We start from the raw sequence: 19,518 nt of genomic DNA on the forward strand, positions 1-19,518 counted from the left end.
GATCGGCGGCGCGCTGATCGCGGCGGTCGGCCCGGGGTGGGTGCTGGCCGTGGATGCCGCGGCGTTCGCGGTGGCGGGCGCGCTGCGTGCTTTCCTCGACGTCAGCCACATCCGCCCGCGCGAGCCCGGCGGCGGACTGCTGGCCGATCTGCGGGACGGCTGGAAGGAGTTCAGCAGCCGGCCGTGGCTGTGGGGCATCGTCGCCCAGTTCTCGGTGGTCGTCGCCGTCGTGGGCGCAGCCGAGTCGGTTTTCGGGCCGCTGGTCGCCCGGAACGAGCTCGGCGGCGCGGGCCCATGGGGCGTCGCGCTCGCCGCGTTCGGCGTGGGCACCCTCGGCGGAGCGCTGCTGATGATGCGCTGGAAGCCCCGGCGGATGCTGCTCGCCGGGACGCTGTGCGTGTTCCCGCTGGCCGCGCCGTCGGCCGCGCTCGCCTTGCCGCTGCCTGTCGCGGGACTCGCGGCGGTGATGCTTCTCAGCGGTGTGGCAATCGAGGTGTTCGGGGTCGCGTGGATGATGGCGCTGCACCAGGAGATCCCGGAGGACATGCTCTCCCGGGTCTCCGCGTACGACTGGTTCGGCTCCGTGGCAATGCTGCCGCTGGCCACCGCGCTCGCCGGTCCCGCGGAGAGCCTGTTCGGGCGGCGCGAGTCACTGTGGGGGTGCGCGGCGCTGGTGGTGCTGGTCACCGCCGCGGTGCTGTTCGTGCCGGACGTAAGGAATCTGACCCGCCGTACCAAGGAGGTCGCGGTGGGCACTGCCGAGACGCCCTCAGCCGACGCTGAAAGCCCCGTCGGGCGGCTCGGGTGACGCCACCGCGTCCGCGTCCCGTACCGCCGTCGCGTCGCCGATGAGCCGGGTCAGCGAGGGGCCGTGCTCGACCCGCGCCGGGAAGGCGTCGGCGGCGGTGCGGCGGGCCAGCGCGGCCGTGTCGATGGGGGTGTGCGAGGCGAGCAGCAGGGCGTTGCCGAAGCGCCGGCCGCGCAGCACGGCAGGTTCGGCGATCAGCGCGAGCTCGCCGAACACCGCGGCGAACGTGGCCAGTTGGGAGCGGAGGAAGGCGAAGGGCGCGCCGTCGGCGAGGTTGGCCGCATAGATCCCGCCGGGGCGCAGGACGCGCTCAGCCGCCCGTACGTACTCGACCGAGGTGAGATGGGCCGGTATCCGCGAGCCTCCGAAGACGTCCGCGATCAGTACGTGCGCCGTATCCGCTGGGGCCGCCTCGACCCAGGCGCGGGCGTCCGCGCCGTGCACCTCGATGCCTGATCCCGCGGGCAGCGGCAGATGCTCGGCGACGAGTTCCAGCAGTCCGCGGTCCGCCTCCACCACGTCCTGCCGCGAGCCGGGCCGGGTCGTGGCCACGTAGCGGGGCAGGGTCAGGGCACCGCCGCCGAGGTGGAGCAGATCGAGCGGTACGCCCTCGTCCGCGGCGCAGTCGACGACATGGGCGAGGCGCTGCGCGTACTCGAACTCCAGATGGGTGGGCGCGTCCAGGTCGACGTACGACTGGGGTGCGCCGTCCACCGTCAGCAGCCAGGCCCGCTCCCGGTCGACGTCGGGCATCAGCTTGGCGGTGCCGCCGTCGACGTCGCGCAGGACGGGTATCTGCTGGTTCACCGTCTCATTGTGCCCGTACATGTGCCCCGGCCGGCCTCCCGTGAGGTGCGGGAGGCCGGCCGAGGCCGATCAGACGAGTGCGCTGACCGTGCCGGCGCCGACCGTGCGGCCGCCCTCGCGGATCGCGAAGCCGAGGCCGGGCTCGAGCGGGATGTCACGCCCCAGCTCGACGGTCATGGAGACCGTGTCGCCCGGCCGCGCGACCGCCGCCTCACCGAGGTCGATGTCCCCGACGACGTCCGCGGTGCGGATGTAGAACTGCGGCCGGTAGCCGGTGGAGACCGGGGTGGTGCGGCCGCCCTCGCGGCCCGAGAGGACGTACACCTGCGCGGTGAAGCGCCGGCTCGGTACGACGCTGCCGGGCGCCGCCACGACATGCCCGCGGCGGACCGCGTCGCGCGCCATGCCACGCAGCAGCAGGGCGACATTGTCCCCGGCCTCCGCGGACTCCATCGGCTTGCCGAAGGTCTCCAGTCCCGTGACTACCGTTTCGGTGTCGGCCCCGAGCACCTGCACGCGGTCGCCTACACGCACGGTGCCGCGCTCGACAGCGCCGGTGACGACCGTGCCGCGCCCGGTGATGGTCAGGACGTTCTCCACCGGGAGCAGGAACGGCGCGTCCGTGTACCTGACGGGCATCGGCACATACGTGTCGACCGCGTCGAGCAGCGCCTCGACGGCCCCGGTCCAACGTGGGTCGCCCTCCAGCGCTTTGAGTCCCGACACCCGGACGACCGGCGCGGCGTCGCCGCCGTAACCATGGCCCGTCAGCAGCTCGCGGACCTCCAGCTCCACCAGGTCGGTGAGCTCGTCGTCGCCCGCGTCCGCCTTGTTGAGCGCGACGACGATGTGGTCGACGCCCACCTGGCGGGCGAGCAGGACGTGCTCGGCGGTCTGCGGCATGACCCCGTCGAGCGCGGAGACGACGAGGATCGCCCCGTCGAGCTGGGCTGCTCCGGTGACCATGTTCTTGATGTAGTCGGCATGGCCGGGCATGTCCACGTGGGCGTAGTGCCGGGTGTCGGTCTCGTACTCGACGTGCGCGATGTTGATGGTGATGCCGCGCTGCGCCTCCTCGGGCGCCCGGTCGATCCGGTCGAACGGCACGAACGTGCCGGTCCCGCGCTCGCTGAGAACCTTGGTGATGGCGGCGGTGAGAGTGGTCTTGCCGTGGTCGACGTGGCCCATGGTGCCGATGTTGAGGTGCGGCTTGGTGCGCACGTATGCCGTCTTGGGCATAGCTGTATCCCTCGGATTTCCTCGGAACTCGAAGCGTGATGGGGACCCCTGGGCCTTACCGACCCTCCCCCTGTGGGGTCCGCCGGACGATCCGGGAAGGGTCAGCTTCGGGCGCCGCCGAAGGGCGCTGCAGCAGCGGCTGCGGCCGCTGCGGGGAATGCGGCAGCCTTCGGCGCGTCCGCGACTGCGGACGGCGCTGCGAGGAAGGCGTACCGGAACATGTCGTCGATGATCGCTCACGGCCACGGCCGCGTCGAATGGTTTTCCGCGTACGGGAGTTCAGCCGGTCACAGATACGGCGTCGGCGAGATCACTCTGCGGGACGGCGCGGGTCATGGCGCTCACATTACGGCGATCACATCCCTTTGTCGGTTAGTCTCCCCGGGTGCTCGACCCCGTCCCCAGGCCGGCATCAGGCCTCACCGTCCGCTGCACCCGCGCGCTGTTGTCGCCGTGGTCGCGGCTGTCGCTGCTCGTGGCCATGCTGGTCGCGGCGGCCGTGACGGTGGTGCTGTACGAGCCGCAGCGGCTGCTGTCGGGCGGCTGGCCGCCGCAGCTGAGCGGCGCCGCGGCGGTGGTGCTGTTCGGCGTCGCGTACGGGGCGTGCACGGCGGCCTTCGTGCCGCGGCCGCTGCTCAATCTGGCGGCGGGCGCGCTCTTCGGCTCGCAGGCCGGCCTGGTCTCGGCGCTCGCCGGCACGGTGCTGGGCGCGGGCATCTCCTTCACGCTCGGTCGGCTGCTGGGGCAGGACGCGCTGCGGCCGCTGCTGCGGGGCCGCTGGCTGAAGGCGGCCGACACCCAGCTGAGCAGGCACGGCTTCCGCTCGATGCTGGCGCTGCGGCTCTTTCCCGGTGTGCCGTTCGCCGCGGCCAACTACTGCGCCGCCGTCTCCCGTATGGGCTCCGTGCCCTTCCTGCTGGCGACGGGACTCGGTTCGATCCCGAACACGGCGGCGTATGTGGTCGCGGGCAGCCGGGCGGGCTCCCCGACCTCTCCGGCGTTTCTGATCGCGATGGGATTCATCGTGGTGACCGGTCTTGCCGCGGGCGTGATCGCCTGGCGCAAGCGGCACCGGCTGCGGGGTCAGTGAGCCCCTGCGCCTTCGCCGACGGCCATTGCGCCTGCCCTCGGGCGGCTGACCTGATCCATGTGCTGGACCGCGGCCGGGTCGTGGAGAGCGGCGGGGTCGTGGAGAGCGGCGGGGTCGTGGAGAGCGGCACCATCGCCGAGTTGCTCTCGGACGAGGTCGAAGGACCGAAGGTGTTCCGCGATCTGTAGGCAGCCCGCGGACCCGAACACGACGTCGGCCCCAACTGGTGATGCCCCGCAAGGCAGATCCCACGGGGGCTGACGCAGCCCCGTCATCCGGGGACGCTACGCTTCCTCACAACTGGCGCATGATCGGGAACGCTACGCGCCGTCAGACCGTGATTATTTCTTGGGTGGCGTAGTTTTCCATGTCTTGGTTCGAATCATTCATTCTCGGGCTCGTCCAGGGACTGACCGAATTCCTGCCCATCTCCTCCAGCGCGCATCTGCGGCTCACCGCCGCCTTCGCCGGCTGGCACGACCCGGGGGCGGCGTTCACGGCGATCACGCAGATCGGCACGGAGACGGCTGTCCTGATCTACTTCCGCAAGGACATCGTCCGGATCGTCTCCGCCTGGTTCCGTTCCCTCACGAACAAGTCGCTGCGCAGCGACCACGACGCGCAGATGGGCTGGCTCGTGATCGTCGGCTCGATCCCGATCGGTGTGCTCGGCGTCACGTTCAAGAACCAGATCGAGGGCCCGTTCCGCGATCTGCGGCTGATCGCCACGACCCTGATCGTGATGGGCATCGTGCTCGGCATCGCCGACCGCCTTGCCGCCCGCGACGAGGCCGGCGGCAAGCACCGCGTGGTCAAGCAGCGCAAGACCCTCCAGGAGCTGGGCGTCCGGGACGGTCTGATCTACGGCGTCTGCCAGGCGATGGCCCTGATCCCTGGCGTCTCCCGCTCGGGCGCCACCATCAGCGGCGGTCTACTGATGGGCTACACCCGTGAGGCAGCGGCTCGCTACTCGTTCCTGCTGGCGATCCCGGCCGTCCTCGCATCCGGCGCCTTCGAGCTGAAGGACGCGAGCGCGGGCGGGCATGTGGCCTGGCCGCAGACGATCTTCGCGACGATCATTGCCTTCGTGGTGGGCTACGCGGTGATCGCCTGGTTCATGAAGTTCATCACTACGAAGAGCTTCATGCCGTTCGTGATCTACCGGATTTTGCTGGGAATCGCGCTGTTCATCCTGGTCGGAACGGGTGTGCTGAGCCCGCACGCGGGTGAGTCGGGCGGCTGACGCCCGCTCTCGCGGTGCAGACGGCTGTCGTACCGAGGCCTTAGCCTGTCGCCATGTCGCCGTTTCCCCGCGAGTCAGAAACTGCACTGTCCGCCGCCGAGCTGAATGCCCGGATCCGTGACCTCTGGGCGGACGGCGAGCTGCCCGACGACCGGCGGCCGGAGTACGAGGCGCTGGTGTTGGAGTGGGCCGCGGCGTCGCTCGAGGGCGTCGAGCGCGCTGCGTGAGCGCGAGCTGACCGCCCCACTGCCGGACTTGCCCCTGCCCGCCCCTCGGCCGGCCCGCCCTGCCTTACCGTCGGCGGCGTGGCGGAGCGCTCGGCTAGCCTGAGTGCACAATGAACCGTTTGACGACGTCATGGGGCGGGTTCGACCTCGCCCGCTTCCCCGAGGACCCCCGCGACCAGCTCCGCGCCTGGGACGCCGCCGATGAGTACCTCCTTCGGCAGCTCAAGGGAGACGAGCCGCTCAAGGGAATCGAGGACGCCGGGCCCACGGATCTCTCCGGCAGCGTGGTCGTCGTCGGAGACCGGTGGGGCGCCCTTGCCACCTCGCTCGCCGAGCACAGCCCCGCACAGATCACCGACTCCTTCCTCGGCCAGGAGGCGACCCGCGCGAATCTGGCGCGCAACGGCGTCGACGCGGATGCGGTGCGGCTGCTGTCGGTCAGGGACATGCCGCCGGAGCGCATCGACGTACTGCTGGTGCGGGTGCCCAAGAGCCTCGCCCTGCTGGAGGACCAGCTGCACCGTCTCGCGCCCGCCGTGCACCCGGACACCGTCGTCGTCGCCACCGGCATGGTCACCGAGATCCACACCTCCACGCTGAAGCTGTTCGAGCGAATCATCGGTCCGACGAGGACCTCGCTGGCAGTGAAGAAGGCCCGGCTGATCTTCTGTACGCCTGACCCGGGGCTCGCCCGCACCGTCGGCCCCTGGCCCCTGCGGTACGCGCTGCCCGCCGATGCCGGGGCGCTCGCCGGCCGGACCGTGACCAATCACGCGGGCATCTTCTGCGCCGAGCGGCTCGACATCGGCACCAGGTTCTTCCTGCGCAACCTGCCGAAGCGCCACGGCCCGGAGCGGGTGGTGGATCTGGGCTGCGGCAATGGCGTGATCGGCACGGCGGCCGCGCTGGCCAATCCCGACGCCTCGGTGACGTTCATCGACGAATCGTTCTCCGCGGTCGCGTCGGCCGAGGCCACGTACCGCGACAACGTCGACTCGGACGCGAAGGCCGAGTTCCTGGTGGGCGACGGACTGTCCGGGGTGCCGGCCGACTCGGTCGACCTGGTTCTGAACAATCCACCGTTCCACTCGCACCGGGCGACGACGGACGCGACAGCCCGCCGGATGTTCGGCGGGGCGCACCGCGCCCTGCGGTCCGGGGGCGAGCTGTGGGTGATCGGCAACCGGCACCTCGGTTACCACGTGAAGCTGCGCCGCCTCTTCGGCAACTGCGAAGTCGTGGCCGCCGACCCGAAGTTCGTGGTCCTGCGGGCAGTCAGGAACTAGCGGTCAGCGGGGCGCGCCGCCGCCCTGCCATTGCGTGTACGGAACACGGGAGATCTCGCGTACGTCGCCGAGCGTGCCCCACTCGTCCTTGCCCAGCCGGGTCAGCGGAGCCAGCTTCGTCACCTCGGGGTGCCCGTCAGCCATGACCGCCGGGCTGATCGCCGCATGCACCACCCGGCCGAAGACGACGGTCGAGTCGCCCAGCCGTACGGTGCTGTGCAGTTCGCACTCCAGGGCCACCGGCGACGCCGCAACGCGCGGCGGCTTCACGCGCAGGCTCGCCTCGCGCTCCACGCCGATCGCGTCGAACTCGCTGATGCCGCGCGGGAAATCGGTGGCGGTCGCGTTGATCTGCTCAAAGAGCGGCTCCGGCGCAAAGTTGACCACGAAGGCGCCGGTGTCCTCGATATTGCGCAGCGAGTCCTTGCGGCCGACGGAGGTGAACTGCACTACGGGCGGGGACACGCACGAGACCGTGAAGAAGGAGTGCGGTGCCAGATTATCGATGCCCTCCGCCGACGTGGTGGACACCCAGGCGATGGGCCTCGGGACGACGGTGGCGGTCAGCAACCGGTAGAAGGTGTTGTGGTCGCACTGGGCGGGGTCGTAGTCGATACGCATGCGCCCCAGTATCCACGCAGGTGGGCGGCATCTTAGCGGCAGTTCACGGCCTCACCCAGCCGCGAAGCTAGAGAAAGTGCCCGGTGTCGGCAGACACGAGCAGCCGGAGCAAAGACCGTGACGACCACCACACCATGGGCCGCGTAGGAGGGCAGCCTCCACAGCGAGGGCAGCCGGCGGACGGAGCCGCAGCAAGGCTGGCAAGTTGACTCGGTCTCACACGGCCAGGGCCTGGTTCGGTTCCTCAGCCCGGACCGCCATCCTCGCGTTCATCCAGGTCCGCTGCATGAAGTCGAGCCGACTGCCAACTCCATTGCCGAGTCAGCAGTCGAACGCGGCGCGCAGGCGGGTCCGTGAGGACTCGATGTGGTGGCGCATGGCAGTTGCTGCCGCATCGGCGTCGCCTGCCACGATCGCATCGGTGACGGCGCCGTGCTCCTCGATCGCGGCCGTGCCCACGTAGGTCCGGTAGAAGAGCCGGAAGATGTGAAGGTGGCAGTTGGTCCGCTCGAACGTCGAAGGCATGTTGCCGTTCCCGGACAACTGGGCCACCAGCAGGTGGAAGCGGTGGTCGTGCGCCGCAATCGCCTTGTAGACGGCGTACTCCCCGCCATCGGGCACCTCGGTGCACGAGGCCAGCTCCGCACGCAGCCTCTGGTGCGCCTCGGGCCCGCAGAGCTCGGCGGCGCGGGCGGCGGACCACGGCTCGATCAACAGGCGGAACTCGAACAGGTCTTCGAACTCGGCCCTTGAGATGAGGGGCGCCACGAAGTAGCCGCGCAGCGACTCCTTCACCACGAGCCCGTCGGCCTCCAGGTGTGCCAGCCCTTCCCTCAGCGGGGTCTGCGACACCCCCAGCTCCCGGGAGAGCGCGTAGACGTTCACCCGGGCCCCCGGCGCCATGACGTGATCCATGATCATCGCCTTGAGCGCCTCGTAGACGTCGTCAGCGAGGTTCTGCCGCGCCGGCAGTCGAACGGCCGCCGCCCCCGGGTCACTTGCCATGACTCACCTCCGCCACTCGCCGGGCAGGCCCCGGTCCCGCCGAAATCTTCGCACGCGGCGGGTTGACGCGGTCCCGACACCATGCCAATCTCCCAGTCCAGAATCCTACAGGATCGTTAATCGAGAATTTCTTGGGCGTTACCGCGCACCAGGACTCTCGGGACTCTCCGCTCCGCCGCGCGCGACCTCTGTCGTCCACGTACGGCCGGCCCGCCGGGTCGGCCTGGGAGGTACGTCCCCCGATGACCGCCCCACATGCCCACGGCAAAACCACCCCAGCCCCGGCGCCCCCCACATCCGTCGGTACCAAGCCACCCACGGGCGCGACACGTGTCCGCTGGATGATCGTCTGGCTCGCCTTCGGCGGCCTCAGCATCAACTACCTCGACCGCGCCAACCTCGGCGTCGCCCTGCCCTTCATCGGCGAGGACATCACCCTCACCAAGACCCAGCAGGGCATGATCCTCGCCGCGTTCTTCTGGTCCTACGACTTCTGCCAACTCGTCGCGGGCTGGTACGTCGACCGCGTGGGACCGCGGCGCACCTTCACCGCCGCCTCGATCTGGTGGTCGCTGTTCACCATGCTCACAGCGGCCGCGCAGAACTTCGCCTCGCTGTTCGGCGCGCGGCTCGCCCTCGGCGTCGGCGAGAGCCCCGCGCCGTCCACCAGCGCCAAGGTCGTCTCCCGCTGGTTCCCGCGCCAGGAGCGCGCCTTCGCTACGGCGATCTGGGACTCCGGCTCACGGGTCGGCGGAGTCCTGGCGCTCCCCGTGGTGACCGCCCTCGTCGGCCTCGCCGGCTGGCGCGCCGCCTTCGTCGTCACCGGTGCGCTGGGCTTCATATGGGCCGCCGCGTGGTGGCGGCTGTACCGGGACCCCGAACAGCACCCGAAGGCCAACGCCGCCGAACTCGCATACATCCGCGACGGCGGCGCCCGCAACGCCGGCTCCGACAGCGACGCCGCCCGCAGCCTGCGCTGGCGCGACCTCTTCGGCTACCGCACGGTGCGGGGCATGATGCTCGGCTTCTTCTGCCTGAACATGTGCATCTACTTCTTCATCACCTTCTTCCCGACCTACCTCGTTGAGGAGCGTGGCTTCACGCTGCTCACCCTGGGCGCCTTCGGAGCCCTGCCCGGCCTCTGCGCGGTGGTCGCCGCCTGGGCCGGCGGCTGGTTCGCGGACCGCGCGATCAGGCGTGGCGCCGACGTCACACGGGTGCGGAAGACGGTCATCATCAGCGGCATGATGGGGGGCTCGGTGATCGGGCTGGCCGTGCTCGTGCCCGCCGCCTGGATGGCCCTGGCCATGCTCGCCGTGGCCTACTCCAGCCTTGCCTTTGCCGCATCGGGTATCTGGTCGCTGCCCGCGGACGTAGCCCCCAGCGACCGGCACGTCGCCTCGGTCGGCGGCATCCAGAACTTCGCCTCCAACCTGGCCGGCATCGGCAGCCCCCTCCTGATCGGCTTCCTCGTCGACCGGACCGGCTCCTTCGTCGTACCCCTGCTCGTCGTCGCCGGATTCGCTCTCGTCGGGGCGCTTTCCTACGCCTTCATCGTCCAGCGCGCCGAGCCCCTGCCCGTCCGCCGCCCCTGATCCGAGCCCTGGCGGGGCACGGTGACACCGCCGTGCCCCGCCGGCCGACCCCGAGGAACCCGGAGTGAACACACCGCTTCTCGAGCACGTCTCCTTCCAACTCCAGCCCGGCGACGACGTGGTCGTCGCCCGTGCCGACATCGCCCCAGGCGCGTATCTGGACACCGACGGCCGAGGCCTCACAGTCACGGCACCCGTACCGGCCGGGCACAAACTGTCCGTCCGTCCCGTCGACGAGGGGGCGCCGGTCCGCAAATACGGGCAGGTCATCGGTTTCGCATCCCGGCCCATCGAAGCAGGCGACCACGTCCACACCCACAATCTGGCCTTCCGTACCTTCGACCGCGACCACCAGATCGGAGCGGACACCCGGCCCACCGATTACGTCCCCGCCGAGGAGAGTGCCACATTCGACGGGTACGTACGGGCCGACGGGCGCGTCGGCACCCGCAACTACCTCGCCATCCTCACCACCGTCAACTGCTCGGCCACCGCAGCTCGCACCATCGCCCGGCAGGTCGAGGCCTCCGGCATGCTGAGCCGGTATCCCGGTGTCGACGGTGTCGTGGCCCTCACCCACACCTCGGGCTGCGGCACCGGCGGCGCCGGCAACGAAGGATTCGAGCTGCTGCGCCGCACCCTCACCGGCTACGCCCAGCACCCCAACATCGCCGGGCTGCTCGTCCTCGGCCTCGGCTGCGAGGTCAACCAGGTACGCGACCTGGTCGACGGCTGGAACGTGGGCCCGGCCCGGCCCGTACGGACGATGACCGTGCAGGAGCTCGGCGGCACCCGTCGTACGGTGGCCGCCGGAGTCGCGGCCATCGAGGAGATGCTGTCGGCGGCCGGGGCACTGCGCCGCGTACCCGTCCCGGCGAGCGAACTCCTCCTCGCCATGGAGTGCGGCGGCTCGGACGCCTGGTCCGGTGTGACCGCCAATCCCGCCCTCGGCGCGGCCGCCGATCTGCTCGTACGCCACGGTGGAACAGCGGTCTTCGGCGAGACGACGGAGATCTATGGTGCGGAGCACCTGCTCACGCGCCGGGCCGTCAGCCCCGAGGTCGGCGACAAGCTGCTGGAGCGGATCCGCTGGTGGGAGAAGCACGTCCAGGCCGACGGCAGCTCGATCGACAACAACCCCTCGCCCGGCAACAAGGCCGGAGGCCTCACCACGATCCTGGAGAAATCCCTCGGCGCCGTCGCCAAGGGAGGAACCACCGCCCTCTGCGACGTCGTGCGCTACGCCGAGCGCATCACCAGCCGTGGGCTGGTCTTCATGGACACCCCCGGCTACGACCCGGTCAACGCCACCGGCATGGTGGCCGGCGGAGCCACCGTCCTGTGCTTCACCACCGGCCGCGGCTCAGCGTTCGGCTGCAAGCCGACGCCCAGCATCAAGCTGGCCACCAACACCGCGCTGTACCGGCGGATGGCCGACGATATGGACCTCGACTGCGGGCCCGTCGCCGATGGGACCTACAGCGTCCAGGAGATGGGGCAGCAGATCTTCGACCTGATCCTCGATGTCGCCTCGGGCCGGCGCACGGTCAGTGAGGAACTCGGCTACGGCGACGAGGAATTCGTCCCCTGGCAGCTCTCCACCGTCCTGTGACCGGCCCGAACAAAGGAATCTTCATGACCGAGACCGAAACCGGGACCGAGTCCGAAACCGGGAGCAGGACCGTCCTCGTGCGCTACGCGGAACGTGCCGGCGGCGACGTGCGCATCGGAGTGCGCACCAGGGGCACAGTGAGCCCGCTGCCCGGCGTGGCGCGCCTGTCCGACCTGCTGGCCCTGCCGCTGGCGGAGATCAGGGACCGCGTGGAGCACGCGGACGGACCGGCCGTCGACGAGAAGGACATCCTCGTGCTGCCGCCCGCCGACGGGCGGATGGAGGTGTGGGCCTCCGGCGTGACCTACGAGCGCTCCCGTGAGGCCCGCGTGGAGGAAAGCACCCAGGCCACCATTTACGAGCGGGTCTACGACGCCGAACGGCCGGAACTCTTCTTCAAGTCCGTGCCCTGGCGGGTCGTCACCGACCACGAGCCCATCGGCATCCGCAGCGACTCGGCCATCGACGTCCCCGAACCGGAGCTCGCGGTCGTCGTCAACGCGCACGCCGAGATCGTCGGCTACACCGTCTGCAACGACGTCAGCTCCCGTCAGATCGAGGGCGACAACCCGCTGTACCTGCCGCAGGCGAAGATCTACGCCGGAAGCTGCGCTCTCAGTCCCGGGCTCAGCCCCTCCTGGCTGGTCACCGACCCCCACGATATGGACATCGCCATGTCCATCGACCGCGCCGGCTCCGTCCTGTGGTCGGGGAGCACGTCGACACGCCGCATGCGCCGCCGGATCGAGGACCTCGTGGAATGGCTGTTCCGCGAGGAGCACTTCCCGGACGGGGTCGTTCTCGCCACGGGAACCGGGCTCGTGCCCGATCTCGACGTGATGCTGCGCCCCGGCGATGTCGTACGCATCGGCATCACCGGAGTGGGTTCGCTGACCAATCCCGTCGTGGAGGGCAAGTCGGCCATGAACTGGCTGCTCTCCGCCGACTCCGTCCTGAGCAGGGAGAACGTACGTTGAGGAGCAGTACTGTCGCCCACGCCCACACCATGTCGGACACCCCGGCGGATCGTGTGGACGCGGCGGCCCGGGAGGCCGCCGCCGCGCCTCGGACAGGTCTTCCCGGTCGCCCCCAGCACCTTGCTCGGCTGGCACCGCAGGTTCATCGCCGCGAGGTGGGACTACAGCGCGCGTCGCCGCACAGGACCGCCGCCCACTCGAGCAGCGATCAGGACCCTCGTGCTTCGACTCGCCAGGGGGAATCCGAGGTGGGGCACAGGCGGATTCAGGGTGAGTTGGCCCGACTCGGGCATCGGATCGCGGCGTCAACCGTGTGGGAGATCTTGAATGCGGCGGGCGTAGAGCCGGCGCCGCGCCGCTCCGGCCCGACCTGACGCGAGTTCCTCAATGCCCAGGCCGAAGAAATCATCGCTGCCGATTTCTTCCACATCGACACCGCGCTCGGCAGGCGGATCTACGCGCTGGCGTTTCCTCGAACACGACACCAGACGCCTGCACATCACCGGCGTCTCCGCCCATCCGACGCGGGAGTGGAACTGCGGTTCGAAGCTGCCCTCAGTGTCGCGCGGCACGGATATCTCCACCAGCCCCACGTCGGTCAGGCCTTGGACCGCTTGCATTTGCGGGAGTTGCCACCGTTCATCCCGGTTGCATCATGCTTCTCGTAGCCGAGGTGATCGGTGATCTCGCCCTCCAGAGCGGACTCCAGCACCCGCTTGGTCAACTGCGGGACCAGCCCGCCCTCCCCGGTCAGCGCGAGGCCCCTGGCACGGGCTTGCTCCACCAGCATCCCGACCAGCTGGTCATCCACGGCCGCGGCACTGGCAGCCGCTTCCGGCTCTGACGAGCAGTCACCCGCGATCGCGAACACCCGGCCGAGCACCGCAGGCGCCGGGCTCGCTGGTCCTGCCAGAGCGGTCGGTAACCAGCCGGCCCCGCCTCTGTGATCGGCGCCGACTCCGTCGCCTATGGCGTGTCGAGCCTGATAGCCCCTCACCTTCGATGGCTTCGAGGCGCTGTACCGTGAACGCTTTGTTCTGCTGGGGGGCTTCCTCATCACGGCTGGTGCCCGCCATCCGAACGTGGAGGATGCGGCGGTGAGAAGGCCGGCCGCTCCCCGGTCGACCGGGCGAGCAGGGCTTGAAGCGCTCGGTGGCCTCCGAAGCCGGTGACAGATCATGTCGAGGTCGTTCAGGCGCACCGTCACCGGCTTGCTCGACCACAGTTTTTGATCTCTGTTTACTTTCTGCCGCTCTCCGGCCGCCGGACCGAGGCGCGAACGCCATGTTCCTCCAACAGTATCGGCGCGGTTCGTGCTGGACCGACCGTCAGGCCTTTGGAGAGCATTCATGACAGACCGTGCCAGTGCCGTATCCCGCAGACGGTTCCTCGGCGGTGTGAGTACCACCGCGATCATGCTTGGCACCGGGGCGTGGGCCGCCGAGCCCGCATTCTCCGCCACGCCCAAGGGCGCCAACCCCTTCACCCTGGGTGTGGCTTCCGGCGAGCCGCGCCCCGACGGCGTCGTGCTGTGGACCCGGCTGGCACCGGACCCGTTCGCCGTGGACGGCACCGGCGGGATGCCGGCGACACCGATCCGCGTGCAGTACGAGGTGGCGCATGACGAGCGGTTCCGCTCCGTCGTCAAGCGCGGCAGCGCGGTGGCAACACCGGACCTCGGGCACTCGGTGCATCCCGAGGTCCACGGGCTGGCGCCCGACCGTGTGTACTTCTACCGGTTCCGCGCGCTCGGTGAGATATCGCCGGTCGGCAGGACGCGGACGGTGCCCGCGGTCACCGCGCGCCCTCGGGAGCTGAACTTCGCGTTCGCCTCCTGCCAGGCCTGGCAGGACGGATACTTCACGGCGTTCGACCACTTGGCGGCCGAAGACCTCGACCTCGTCGTGCATCTCGGGGACTACATCTACGAGTCCGGCGTGCGCACCAACAGACGCGGTGTGACGGTGGACGAGAAGTTCTGGGGCGAGACCTTCGACCTGGCCCGCTATCGGCTGCAGTACGCGCTCTACAAGTCCGAGGAACCGCTGCTGAAGGCGCACGCCCAGTTCCCGTGGATCATCACCATGGACGACCACGAGGTGGAGAACAACTGGGCGAGCGACATCTCCCAGGCCGACACCGAGCCGGACCAGGATCCCGCGGTGTTCCGGCAGCGCCGGGCCCAGGCGTTCCAGGCCCTGTACGAGAACCAGCCCCTGCGGCACGAGCAGATGCCGGCCGGCTCCGACATGCGATTGCATCGCCGGCTGTCCTACGGGCGCCTGGCGGATATCACCATGCTCGACACCCGGCAGTACCGGGACGACCAGCCCTGCGGTGACGGCGCCTCGGCTGACTGCACCGAGCGGTTTGAGCCGGACCGCACCATGCTCGGTGCCGAGCAGCGGCAGTGGCTGTACGACGGGTTCAGCAACTCGGCGGCGCAGTGGCAGATCCTGGGCAACCAGTCCCCGGTCGGCCAGACCGACCACGACCCGAGCCCGGACAGGACCTATGTGTGGCTCGACGCCTGGGACGGCTACACGGCTGAACGCAATCAGCTGCTGGCGGCGGCGCGTGAGCGCCAGGTGCGCAACCTGGTCGTGATCACCGGCGACCGGCACCAGAACTACGCCTGGGACCTCAAGGAGGACTTCGCGAACCCGGACTCGCCCGTAGTGGCCAGCGAGTTCGTGGGCACCTCGATCACCACCGGTGGTGACGGGGCCGACATGACCACGCAGGGCCAGGACTTCCTGGCGGCCAACGAGCACATGAAGTTCTTCAACTCGCAGCGCGGCTATGTCCGGGTGAACGTCGACCGGGAGCGCTGGCGCAGCGACTTCCGCGTTGTTCCCTACGTGACCAAGCCGGGCGCCCCGATCTCGACAAGGGCCAGCTACGTGGTGGAAGACCGCAGGCCCGGCGTGCAGGAGGCATGAGGTCCGCAGCGCGTTGTCGAGCGCGTCGCCGACCGAGCCGATGGAGGCCGCGATGTCCTCGCGGTCCAGGTGTTCGGCCAGCTTGAACGAGGTGTACTGCTGCGAACCCGCGTCCGGTGATGGACCAGTTCGCGTCGCCGGGGCGGGCTCCCGCTGCGGTCGCGTTGCCACAGGCCCATCTTTAGTGCGGCCAGCACGAGTTCGGTGTGTTTGGTGGTGGCCGCGGACCAGCCGACGATGCGGCGGGAGGGGGCCGTAACCAGGGCCGTCACGCGTTTGCCCCTTTCGCGCACCCCGGACGGTAATTCCGGGGCTCCGGTTCCCGCACCCCGGACGGTAATTCCGGGGCTCCGGTTCCCGCACAATCCGGTGATAAGAATTACGTAGCCGAATCGCAGGAAGTCAACTGACAACCCTTATCCGGGCATTGAACACGAACGCACCCCCCGGCATACTCCGTGTCCACGGGGGGTTCGTCAATCAACGCAGGACATTCCCCCGCGCGGGTGCCGCTACGACATCAGTACCGGCATCCGACAACACTTCATCGCAGGGGGAAAATTGATCCACCACAGCAGAAGAGCGCGCGTCGCCGCAGCCTCCGTGGCGACCGCCGTGGCCGTGGCCCTGGCGGCGGGAATGACCGCCTCGCCGTCGGTGGCCGTCGGAGCCGACGCCACCGCGACCGCGACCGCCCAGCCGGATGCCAAGAGCAGCGCCACCGTCAAGCACTGGGTGACCCTCATCACCGGTGACCGCGTCGGCGTGGACGCCAAGGGCAGTCCCGTCACCATCGAGCATGCCGAGGGTCGTTCGGGCATACCCGTACAGATACGCCGTATCGCCGACAAGAGTTACGCGTTACCGCTCGACGCCCAGCGCCTCATCGCCCAGGGCAAGCTGGACCAGCAGCTGTTCGACGTCACCACCCTCAGCAAGGCCGAGTACCGCTCCTCGCAGGGCGCGGGCCTCAAGCTGATCGTCGACTACGAGGGCGCCCGCCCCGCCGCCAAGGCCGCCGTGCACGCGGCCGGCGACACCGAGGTCAGCCGCGCCTTCCCGAAGCTCAACGCCGAGGCTGTGACGACGCCGAAGGACGACGCGCCCGAGATCTGGGACGCGCTCACCAACGGCGCGCGCGGCGACATGTCCCGGGCCGCCGCCTCTGGTGTCGACAAGGTCTGGCTGGACGGGGTGGTGAAGGCCTCGCTCGACACGAGCGTGAAGCAGATCGGCGCCCCCACCGCCTGGGAGGCCGGTTACACCGGCAAGGGCGTGAAAATCGCCGTCCTCGACACCGGCGTCGACGAGACCCACCCCGACCTGGTGGGTCAGCAGCTCGCCGAGAAGAACTTCTCCACCGCCACGACCACCAAGGACGCGGTCGGCCACGGCACGCACGTCGCCTCCATCGCGGCGGGCACCGGGGCGAAAAACGCCAATTACAAGGGTGTCGCACCCGACGCGAAGGTCCTCGACGGCAAGGTCCTCGACGACCAGGGCTTCGGCGAGGTCTCCAACATCCTCGCCGGCATGGAGTGGGCGGCCGCGGAGGGCGCCGACATCGTCAACCTCAGCCTGGGCGGCGGCGACTCCGCGGAGATCGACCCGCTCGAAGCGGCCGTCAACAGGCTGTCCGCCGAGAAGGGCATCCTCTTCGCCATCGCGGCCGGCAACTCCGGTGCCGGCTCCGGCACGGTCGGCTCGCCCGGCAGCGCGGAAGCCGCGCTCACCGTCGGCGCCGTCGACGACGACGACAAGCTCGCCGACTTCTCCAGCCGCGGCCCGCGCATCGGCGACAGCGGCATCAAGCCCGATGTCACCGCCCCCGGCGTCGACATCACCGCGGCTGCTGCGCCCGGCAGTCTCATCGAGGGCGAGGTCGGCCAGCAGCCGGACGGCTACCTGACCATCTCCGGTACGTCGATGGCGACCCCGCATGTCGCGGGCGCCGCCGCGCTGCTCAAGCAGCAGCACCCGGACTGGGCGGGCGAGCGCATCAAGTCGGTGCTGACCGGCTCGGCGAAGGGCGGCGCGTACACGCCGTTCCAGCAGGGCAGCGGCCGCGTCGACCTGACCAAGGCCATCGAGCAGACCGTCTTCGCCGACGGCCCGGCCTCGCTGAGCTTCGGCCGCACGGTCTGGCCGCACAACGACGACACCCCGGTGACGAAGAAGGTCACCTATCGCAACACGGGCACCGAGGACGTCACCCTCGACCTGGCCCTCACCGCGACCGACCCGTCCGGCGCCGCCGCCCCGGCCGGCTTCTTCGCGCTGTCGGCCGACAAGGTCACCGTCCCGGCAGGCGGCACGGCGGAGGCCGAACTGACCGCCGACACCCGCCTCGGCGGCACCAAGGACGGTTACTACAGCGCGTACATCACGGCGACCGGCGACGGCGGCGGTCAGACCGTGCGTACGGCGGCCGCCGTGGACCGTGAGGTCGAGTCGTACGACCTGACCGTGAAGTACATCGGCCGTGACGGGCTGCCCGCGAAGTACAACGGCTCGCTGCTGCTGGGCACCTCCGGCTTCGGCAAGGAGCAGTTCTACTTCCTTCAGGACGAGTCCGGCACGGCCAAGATCCGCATCCCCAAGGGCGACTACATCCTCGACTCCAACATCTTCCAGGACCTCGCGGACGCCACCACGGGCATCGACTGGATCGCCCAGCCCAAGCTCAGCATCACCAAGAACACGGCGGTCACGGTCGACGCCCGCAAGGCCAAGGCCGTCGACATCACCGTGCCGGACAGCGCCGCGAGGTCCGTCTTCGCCTCGCCGGACTACTCGGTCACCGTCGGCACCAGCAACTACGGCTTCGGCTGGTGGCTGGACTCGTACAAGGGTTTCCGGACCGCGCACCTCGGCCCGAAGGTCACCGGCGGCAAGCTGTACCAGCAGTGGGGTACGCACTTCACCGCCGGCGCCAAGACCGAGTACGACCTCGTCTACGGCAAGAAGGTCGAGCAGCTCGCCACCGGCTACACCAAGCACGCCAAGAAGAGCGAACTGGCGAAGCTGACCCTAGGCCTCGGCGCCTCCGCGAAGAACAAGACGGGCGCCGTCACCAGCTTCGGCTGGCTGCCTGGCGCCGGCAGTGCCTCCGCGATCGGCGTCCAGCAGAGCCTGCCGAGCAAGCGCACTGTCTACGTCTCCACGGAGAACGGCGTGCACTGGGAGATCAGCTTCAAGCAGGTCGGAGGGACCGACGAGGAGGGCTTCCCGATCACCGAGGCGGCCTACTCGCTGGGCGCGAATCAGACCTTCAAGGCCGGCAAGAGCTACGAGAAGGTCTTCAACACCGGCGTCTTCAGCCCCCGGGTGGCCGGCGACAACGGCATCTACCGCGAGGGCAACAACCTCTACGGCTACGTCGATCTGTTCGCGGACGGCAAGGGCCACGGCGGAGGCTCCGTCTACACCTCCGGCAAGACCGTGCTCTACCGCAACGGCACCAAGTTCGGTGAGTTCGACTCCCCGACGACCGGCGCGAACGCTTTCGTGGTCCCGGCGGCGAAGGCGAACTACAGGCTCACCACCTCGGTCACGCGCAGTACCAAAGTCGCCGGGGTCTCCACCAGGGTCGACGCCTCGTGGACCTTCTCCTCGACGAAGGTGACCGAGGCGAAGATGCCGATCTCCTCGGTGAAGTTCCTTCCGACACTGGGCCTTGACTCCACCGCCAAGGCGAACGCCACCGCCAAGGTCCCGGTCCAGGTGTTGGGCGAGGCCGCGAAGAGCGGCAACCTCAAGGCCCTGACCGTGTGGTCCTCGTACGACGGCGGTCAGAGCTGGAAGAAGCTGACCGTCAGCGGCGGCAAGGTGACGGTGAAGAACCCGAAGGCCGGGAAGGGTATTTCCTTCAAGGCCGAGGTGGTGGACAAGAAGGGCAACAAGGCAACGGTGTCGGCGTACAACGCGTACCTCGGCAAGTAAGCTCCGTAGTTGACCTGTTGCTGAATCCGTGGCCCGCCGGAGCGATCGCGCCGAGCACCCGCTCGCGGGCCTCGGCGACCTGGCCGTAGACGGTCAGCGCGTCCGCCCAGCGGCCCAGCCAGCC

At 69.5% G+C, this 19,518-nt stretch carries 15 protein-coding genes and 3 pseudogenes; 12 read left to right on the forward strand and 6 right to left on the reverse strand.

The window, feature by feature from the left end:
• Positions 1-808, forward strand: an 808-nt coding sequence (locus ACWDO5_RS30305) for an MFS transporter (protein ID WP_450533613.1), incomplete at its 5' end; no start/stop codon positions are given.
• Here ACWDO5_RS30305 and ACWDO5_RS30310 read toward each other — a convergent pair.
• On the reverse strand, positions 770-1,615 hold the full coding sequence (locus ACWDO5_RS30310) for a spermidine synthase (RefSeq protein WP_450533615.1): 846 nt from the start codon (positions 1,613-1,615) through the stop codon (positions 770-772). The genes ACWDO5_RS30305 and ACWDO5_RS30310 overlap by 39 nt on opposite strands.
• A 69-nt stretch (positions 1,616-1,684) precedes the next feature.
• Positions 1,685-2,854 carry an elongation factor Tu gene (gene tuf, locus ACWDO5_RS30315; RefSeq protein ID WP_450533616.1) on the reverse strand — a complete coding sequence of 390 codons (1,170 nt, stop codon included), beginning with the start codon at positions 2,852-2,854 and terminating at the stop codon, positions 1,685-1,687.
• A gap of 385 nt (positions 2,855-3,239) precedes the next feature.
• On the opposite strand from tuf, the gene ACWDO5_RS30320 reads away from it, so the two are divergent.
• From ACWDO5_RS30320 to ACWDO5_RS30340, 5 genes are all read left to right on the forward strand, one after another.
• The gene (locus tag ACWDO5_RS30320; protein ID WP_450533618.1) at positions 3,240-3,944 is read left to right on the forward strand and encodes a TVP38/TMEM64 family protein; all 705 of its coding nucleotides are present in this window, start codon (positions 3,240-3,242) and stop codon (positions 3,942-3,944) included.
• Positions 3,941-4,132, forward strand: a complete 192-nt coding sequence (locus tag ACWDO5_RS30325; RefSeq protein WP_450533619.1) for a hypothetical protein — start codon at positions 3,941-3,943, stop codon at positions 4,130-4,132. The genes ACWDO5_RS30320 and ACWDO5_RS30325 overlap by 4 nt, the downstream gene beginning before the upstream one ends.
• Positions 4,133-4,311: 179 nt before the next feature.
• Positions 4,312-5,187, forward strand: coding sequence for an undecaprenyl-diphosphate phosphatase (locus ACWDO5_RS30330; protein ID WP_450533620.1), 876 nt, complete (start codon positions 4,312-4,314; stop codon positions 5,185-5,187).
• Positions 5,188-5,240: 53 nt separating this feature from the next.
• Positions 5,241-5,414: a hypothetical protein gene (locus tag ACWDO5_RS30335; RefSeq protein ID WP_450533621.1), complete on the forward strand. Its 174-nt coding sequence runs from the start codon at positions 5,241-5,243 to the stop codon at positions 5,412-5,414.
• A 110-nt stretch (positions 5,415-5,524) separates the two neighbouring features.
• Positions 5,525-6,700, forward strand: a complete 1,176-nt coding sequence (locus ACWDO5_RS30340) for a methyltransferase (RefSeq protein WP_450533622.1) — start codon at positions 5,525-5,527, stop codon at positions 6,698-6,700.
• Positions 6,701-6,703: 3 nt separating this feature from the next.
• On the opposite strand, the gene ACWDO5_RS30345 is transcribed toward ACWDO5_RS30340, so the two are convergent.
• Both ACWDO5_RS30345 and ACWDO5_RS30350 read right to left on the reverse strand, forming a co-directional pair.
• Positions 6,704-7,321, reverse strand: coding sequence for a flavin reductase family protein (locus ACWDO5_RS30345; RefSeq protein ID WP_450533624.1), 618 nt, complete (start codon positions 7,319-7,321; stop codon positions 6,704-6,706).
• Positions 7,322-7,642: 321 nt separating this feature from the next.
• The gene (locus ACWDO5_RS30350) at positions 7,643-8,326 is read right to left on the reverse strand and encodes a GntR family transcriptional regulator (RefSeq protein WP_450533625.1); all 684 of its coding nucleotides are present in this window, start codon (positions 8,324-8,326) and stop codon (positions 7,643-7,645) included.
• A 341-nt stretch (positions 8,327-8,667) separates the two neighbouring features.
• Between ACWDO5_RS30350 and ACWDO5_RS30355 the strand changes: the two genes are divergently transcribed.
• The 4 genes and pseudogenes from ACWDO5_RS30355 to ACWDO5_RS30370 all read left to right on the forward strand — a co-directional run.
• Entirely contained in the window at positions 8,668-9,921 is a 1,254-nt protein-coding gene (locus ACWDO5_RS30355) for an MFS transporter (protein ID WP_450533626.1), read from the forward strand.
• A gap of 64 nt (positions 9,922-9,985) precedes the next feature.
• Positions 9,986-11,533 carry a UxaA family hydrolase gene (locus ACWDO5_RS30360; protein ID WP_450533627.1) on the forward strand — a complete coding sequence of 516 codons (1,548 nt, stop codon included), beginning with the start codon at positions 9,986-9,988 and terminating at the stop codon, positions 11,531-11,533.
• Between the two features lie 23 nt (positions 11,534-11,556).
• Entirely contained in the window at positions 11,557-12,510 is a 954-nt protein-coding gene (locus ACWDO5_RS30365) for a fumarylacetoacetate hydrolase family protein (RefSeq protein ID WP_450533628.1), read from the forward strand.
• A gap of 48 nt (positions 12,511-12,558) precedes the next feature.
• Positions 12,559-13,044: pseudogene (locus ACWDO5_RS30370) on the forward strand (integrase core domain-containing protein); the annotation flags it as partial.
• 2 nt (positions 13,045-13,046) lie between these two features.
• Here ACWDO5_RS30370 and ACWDO5_RS30375 read toward each other — a convergent pair.
• A pseudogene (locus ACWDO5_RS30375) lies at positions 13,047-13,300 on the reverse strand (transposase); the annotation flags it as partial.
• A gap of 559 nt (positions 13,301-13,859) precedes the next feature.
• Here ACWDO5_RS30375 and ACWDO5_RS30380 point away from each other — a divergent pair.
• The gene (locus ACWDO5_RS30380; protein WP_450533630.1) at positions 13,860-15,452 is read left to right on the forward strand and encodes an alkaline phosphatase D family protein; all 1,593 of its coding nucleotides are present in this window, start codon (positions 13,860-13,862) and stop codon (positions 15,450-15,452) included.
• 6 nt (positions 15,453-15,458) lie between these two features.
• Here the strand turns inward: ACWDO5_RS30380 and ACWDO5_RS30385 are convergent.
• Positions 15,459-15,700 (reverse strand): annotated as a pseudogene (locus ACWDO5_RS30385) (IS3-like element ISPfr13 family transposase); the annotation flags it as partial.
• Between the two features lie 391 nt (positions 15,701-16,091).
• Here ACWDO5_RS30385 and ACWDO5_RS30390 point away from each other — a divergent pair.
• Positions 16,092-19,394: a S8 family peptidase gene (locus ACWDO5_RS30390; protein WP_450533631.1), complete on the forward strand. Its 3,303-nt coding sequence runs from the start codon at positions 16,092-16,094 to the stop codon at positions 19,392-19,394.
• The last annotated feature ends 124 nt before the right edge of the window (positions 19,395-19,518 follow it).

This window comes from Streptomyces sp. NPDC000880, from assembly GCF_053599675.1.

Excerpts from the sequence above, each read along its gene's own strand:
- tuf (WP_450533616.1), bottom strand. The coding sequence starts at position 2,854 with ATGCCCAAGACGGCATACGTGCGCACCAAGCCGCACCTCAACATCGGC.
- ACWDO5_RS30330 (WP_450533620.1), top strand. The coding sequence starts at position 4,312 with ATGTCTTGGTTCGAATCATTCATTCTCGGGCTCGTCCAGGGACTGACC.
- ACWDO5_RS30335 (WP_450533621.1), top strand. The coding sequence starts at position 5,241 with ATGTCGCCGTTTCCCCGCGAGTCAGAAACTGCACTGTCCGCCGCCGAG.
- ACWDO5_RS30340 (WP_450533622.1), top strand. The coding sequence starts at position 5,525 with ATGAACCGTTTGACGACGTCATGGGGCGGGTTCGACCTCGCCCGCTTC.
- ACWDO5_RS30345 (WP_450533624.1), bottom strand. The coding sequence starts at position 7,321 with ATGCGTATCGACTACGACCCCGCCCAGTGCGACCACAACACCTTCTAC.
- ACWDO5_RS30350 (WP_450533625.1), bottom strand. The coding sequence starts at position 8,326 with ATGGCAAGTGACCCGGGGGCGGCGGCCGTTCGACTGCCGGCGCGGCAG.
- ACWDO5_RS30355 (WP_450533626.1), top strand. The coding sequence starts at position 8,668 with ATGATCGTCTGGCTCGCCTTCGGCGGCCTCAGCATCAACTACCTCGAC.
- ACWDO5_RS30365 (WP_450533628.1), top strand. The coding sequence starts at position 11,557 with ATGACCGAGACCGAAACCGGGACCGAGTCCGAAACCGGGAGCAGGACC.
- ACWDO5_RS30380 (WP_450533630.1), top strand. The coding sequence starts at position 13,860 with ATGACAGACCGTGCCAGTGCCGTATCCCGCAGACGGTTCCTCGGCGGT.
- ACWDO5_RS30390 (WP_450533631.1), top strand. The coding sequence starts at position 16,092 with ATGACCGCCTCGCCGTCGGTGGCCGTCGGAGCCGACGCCACCGCGACC.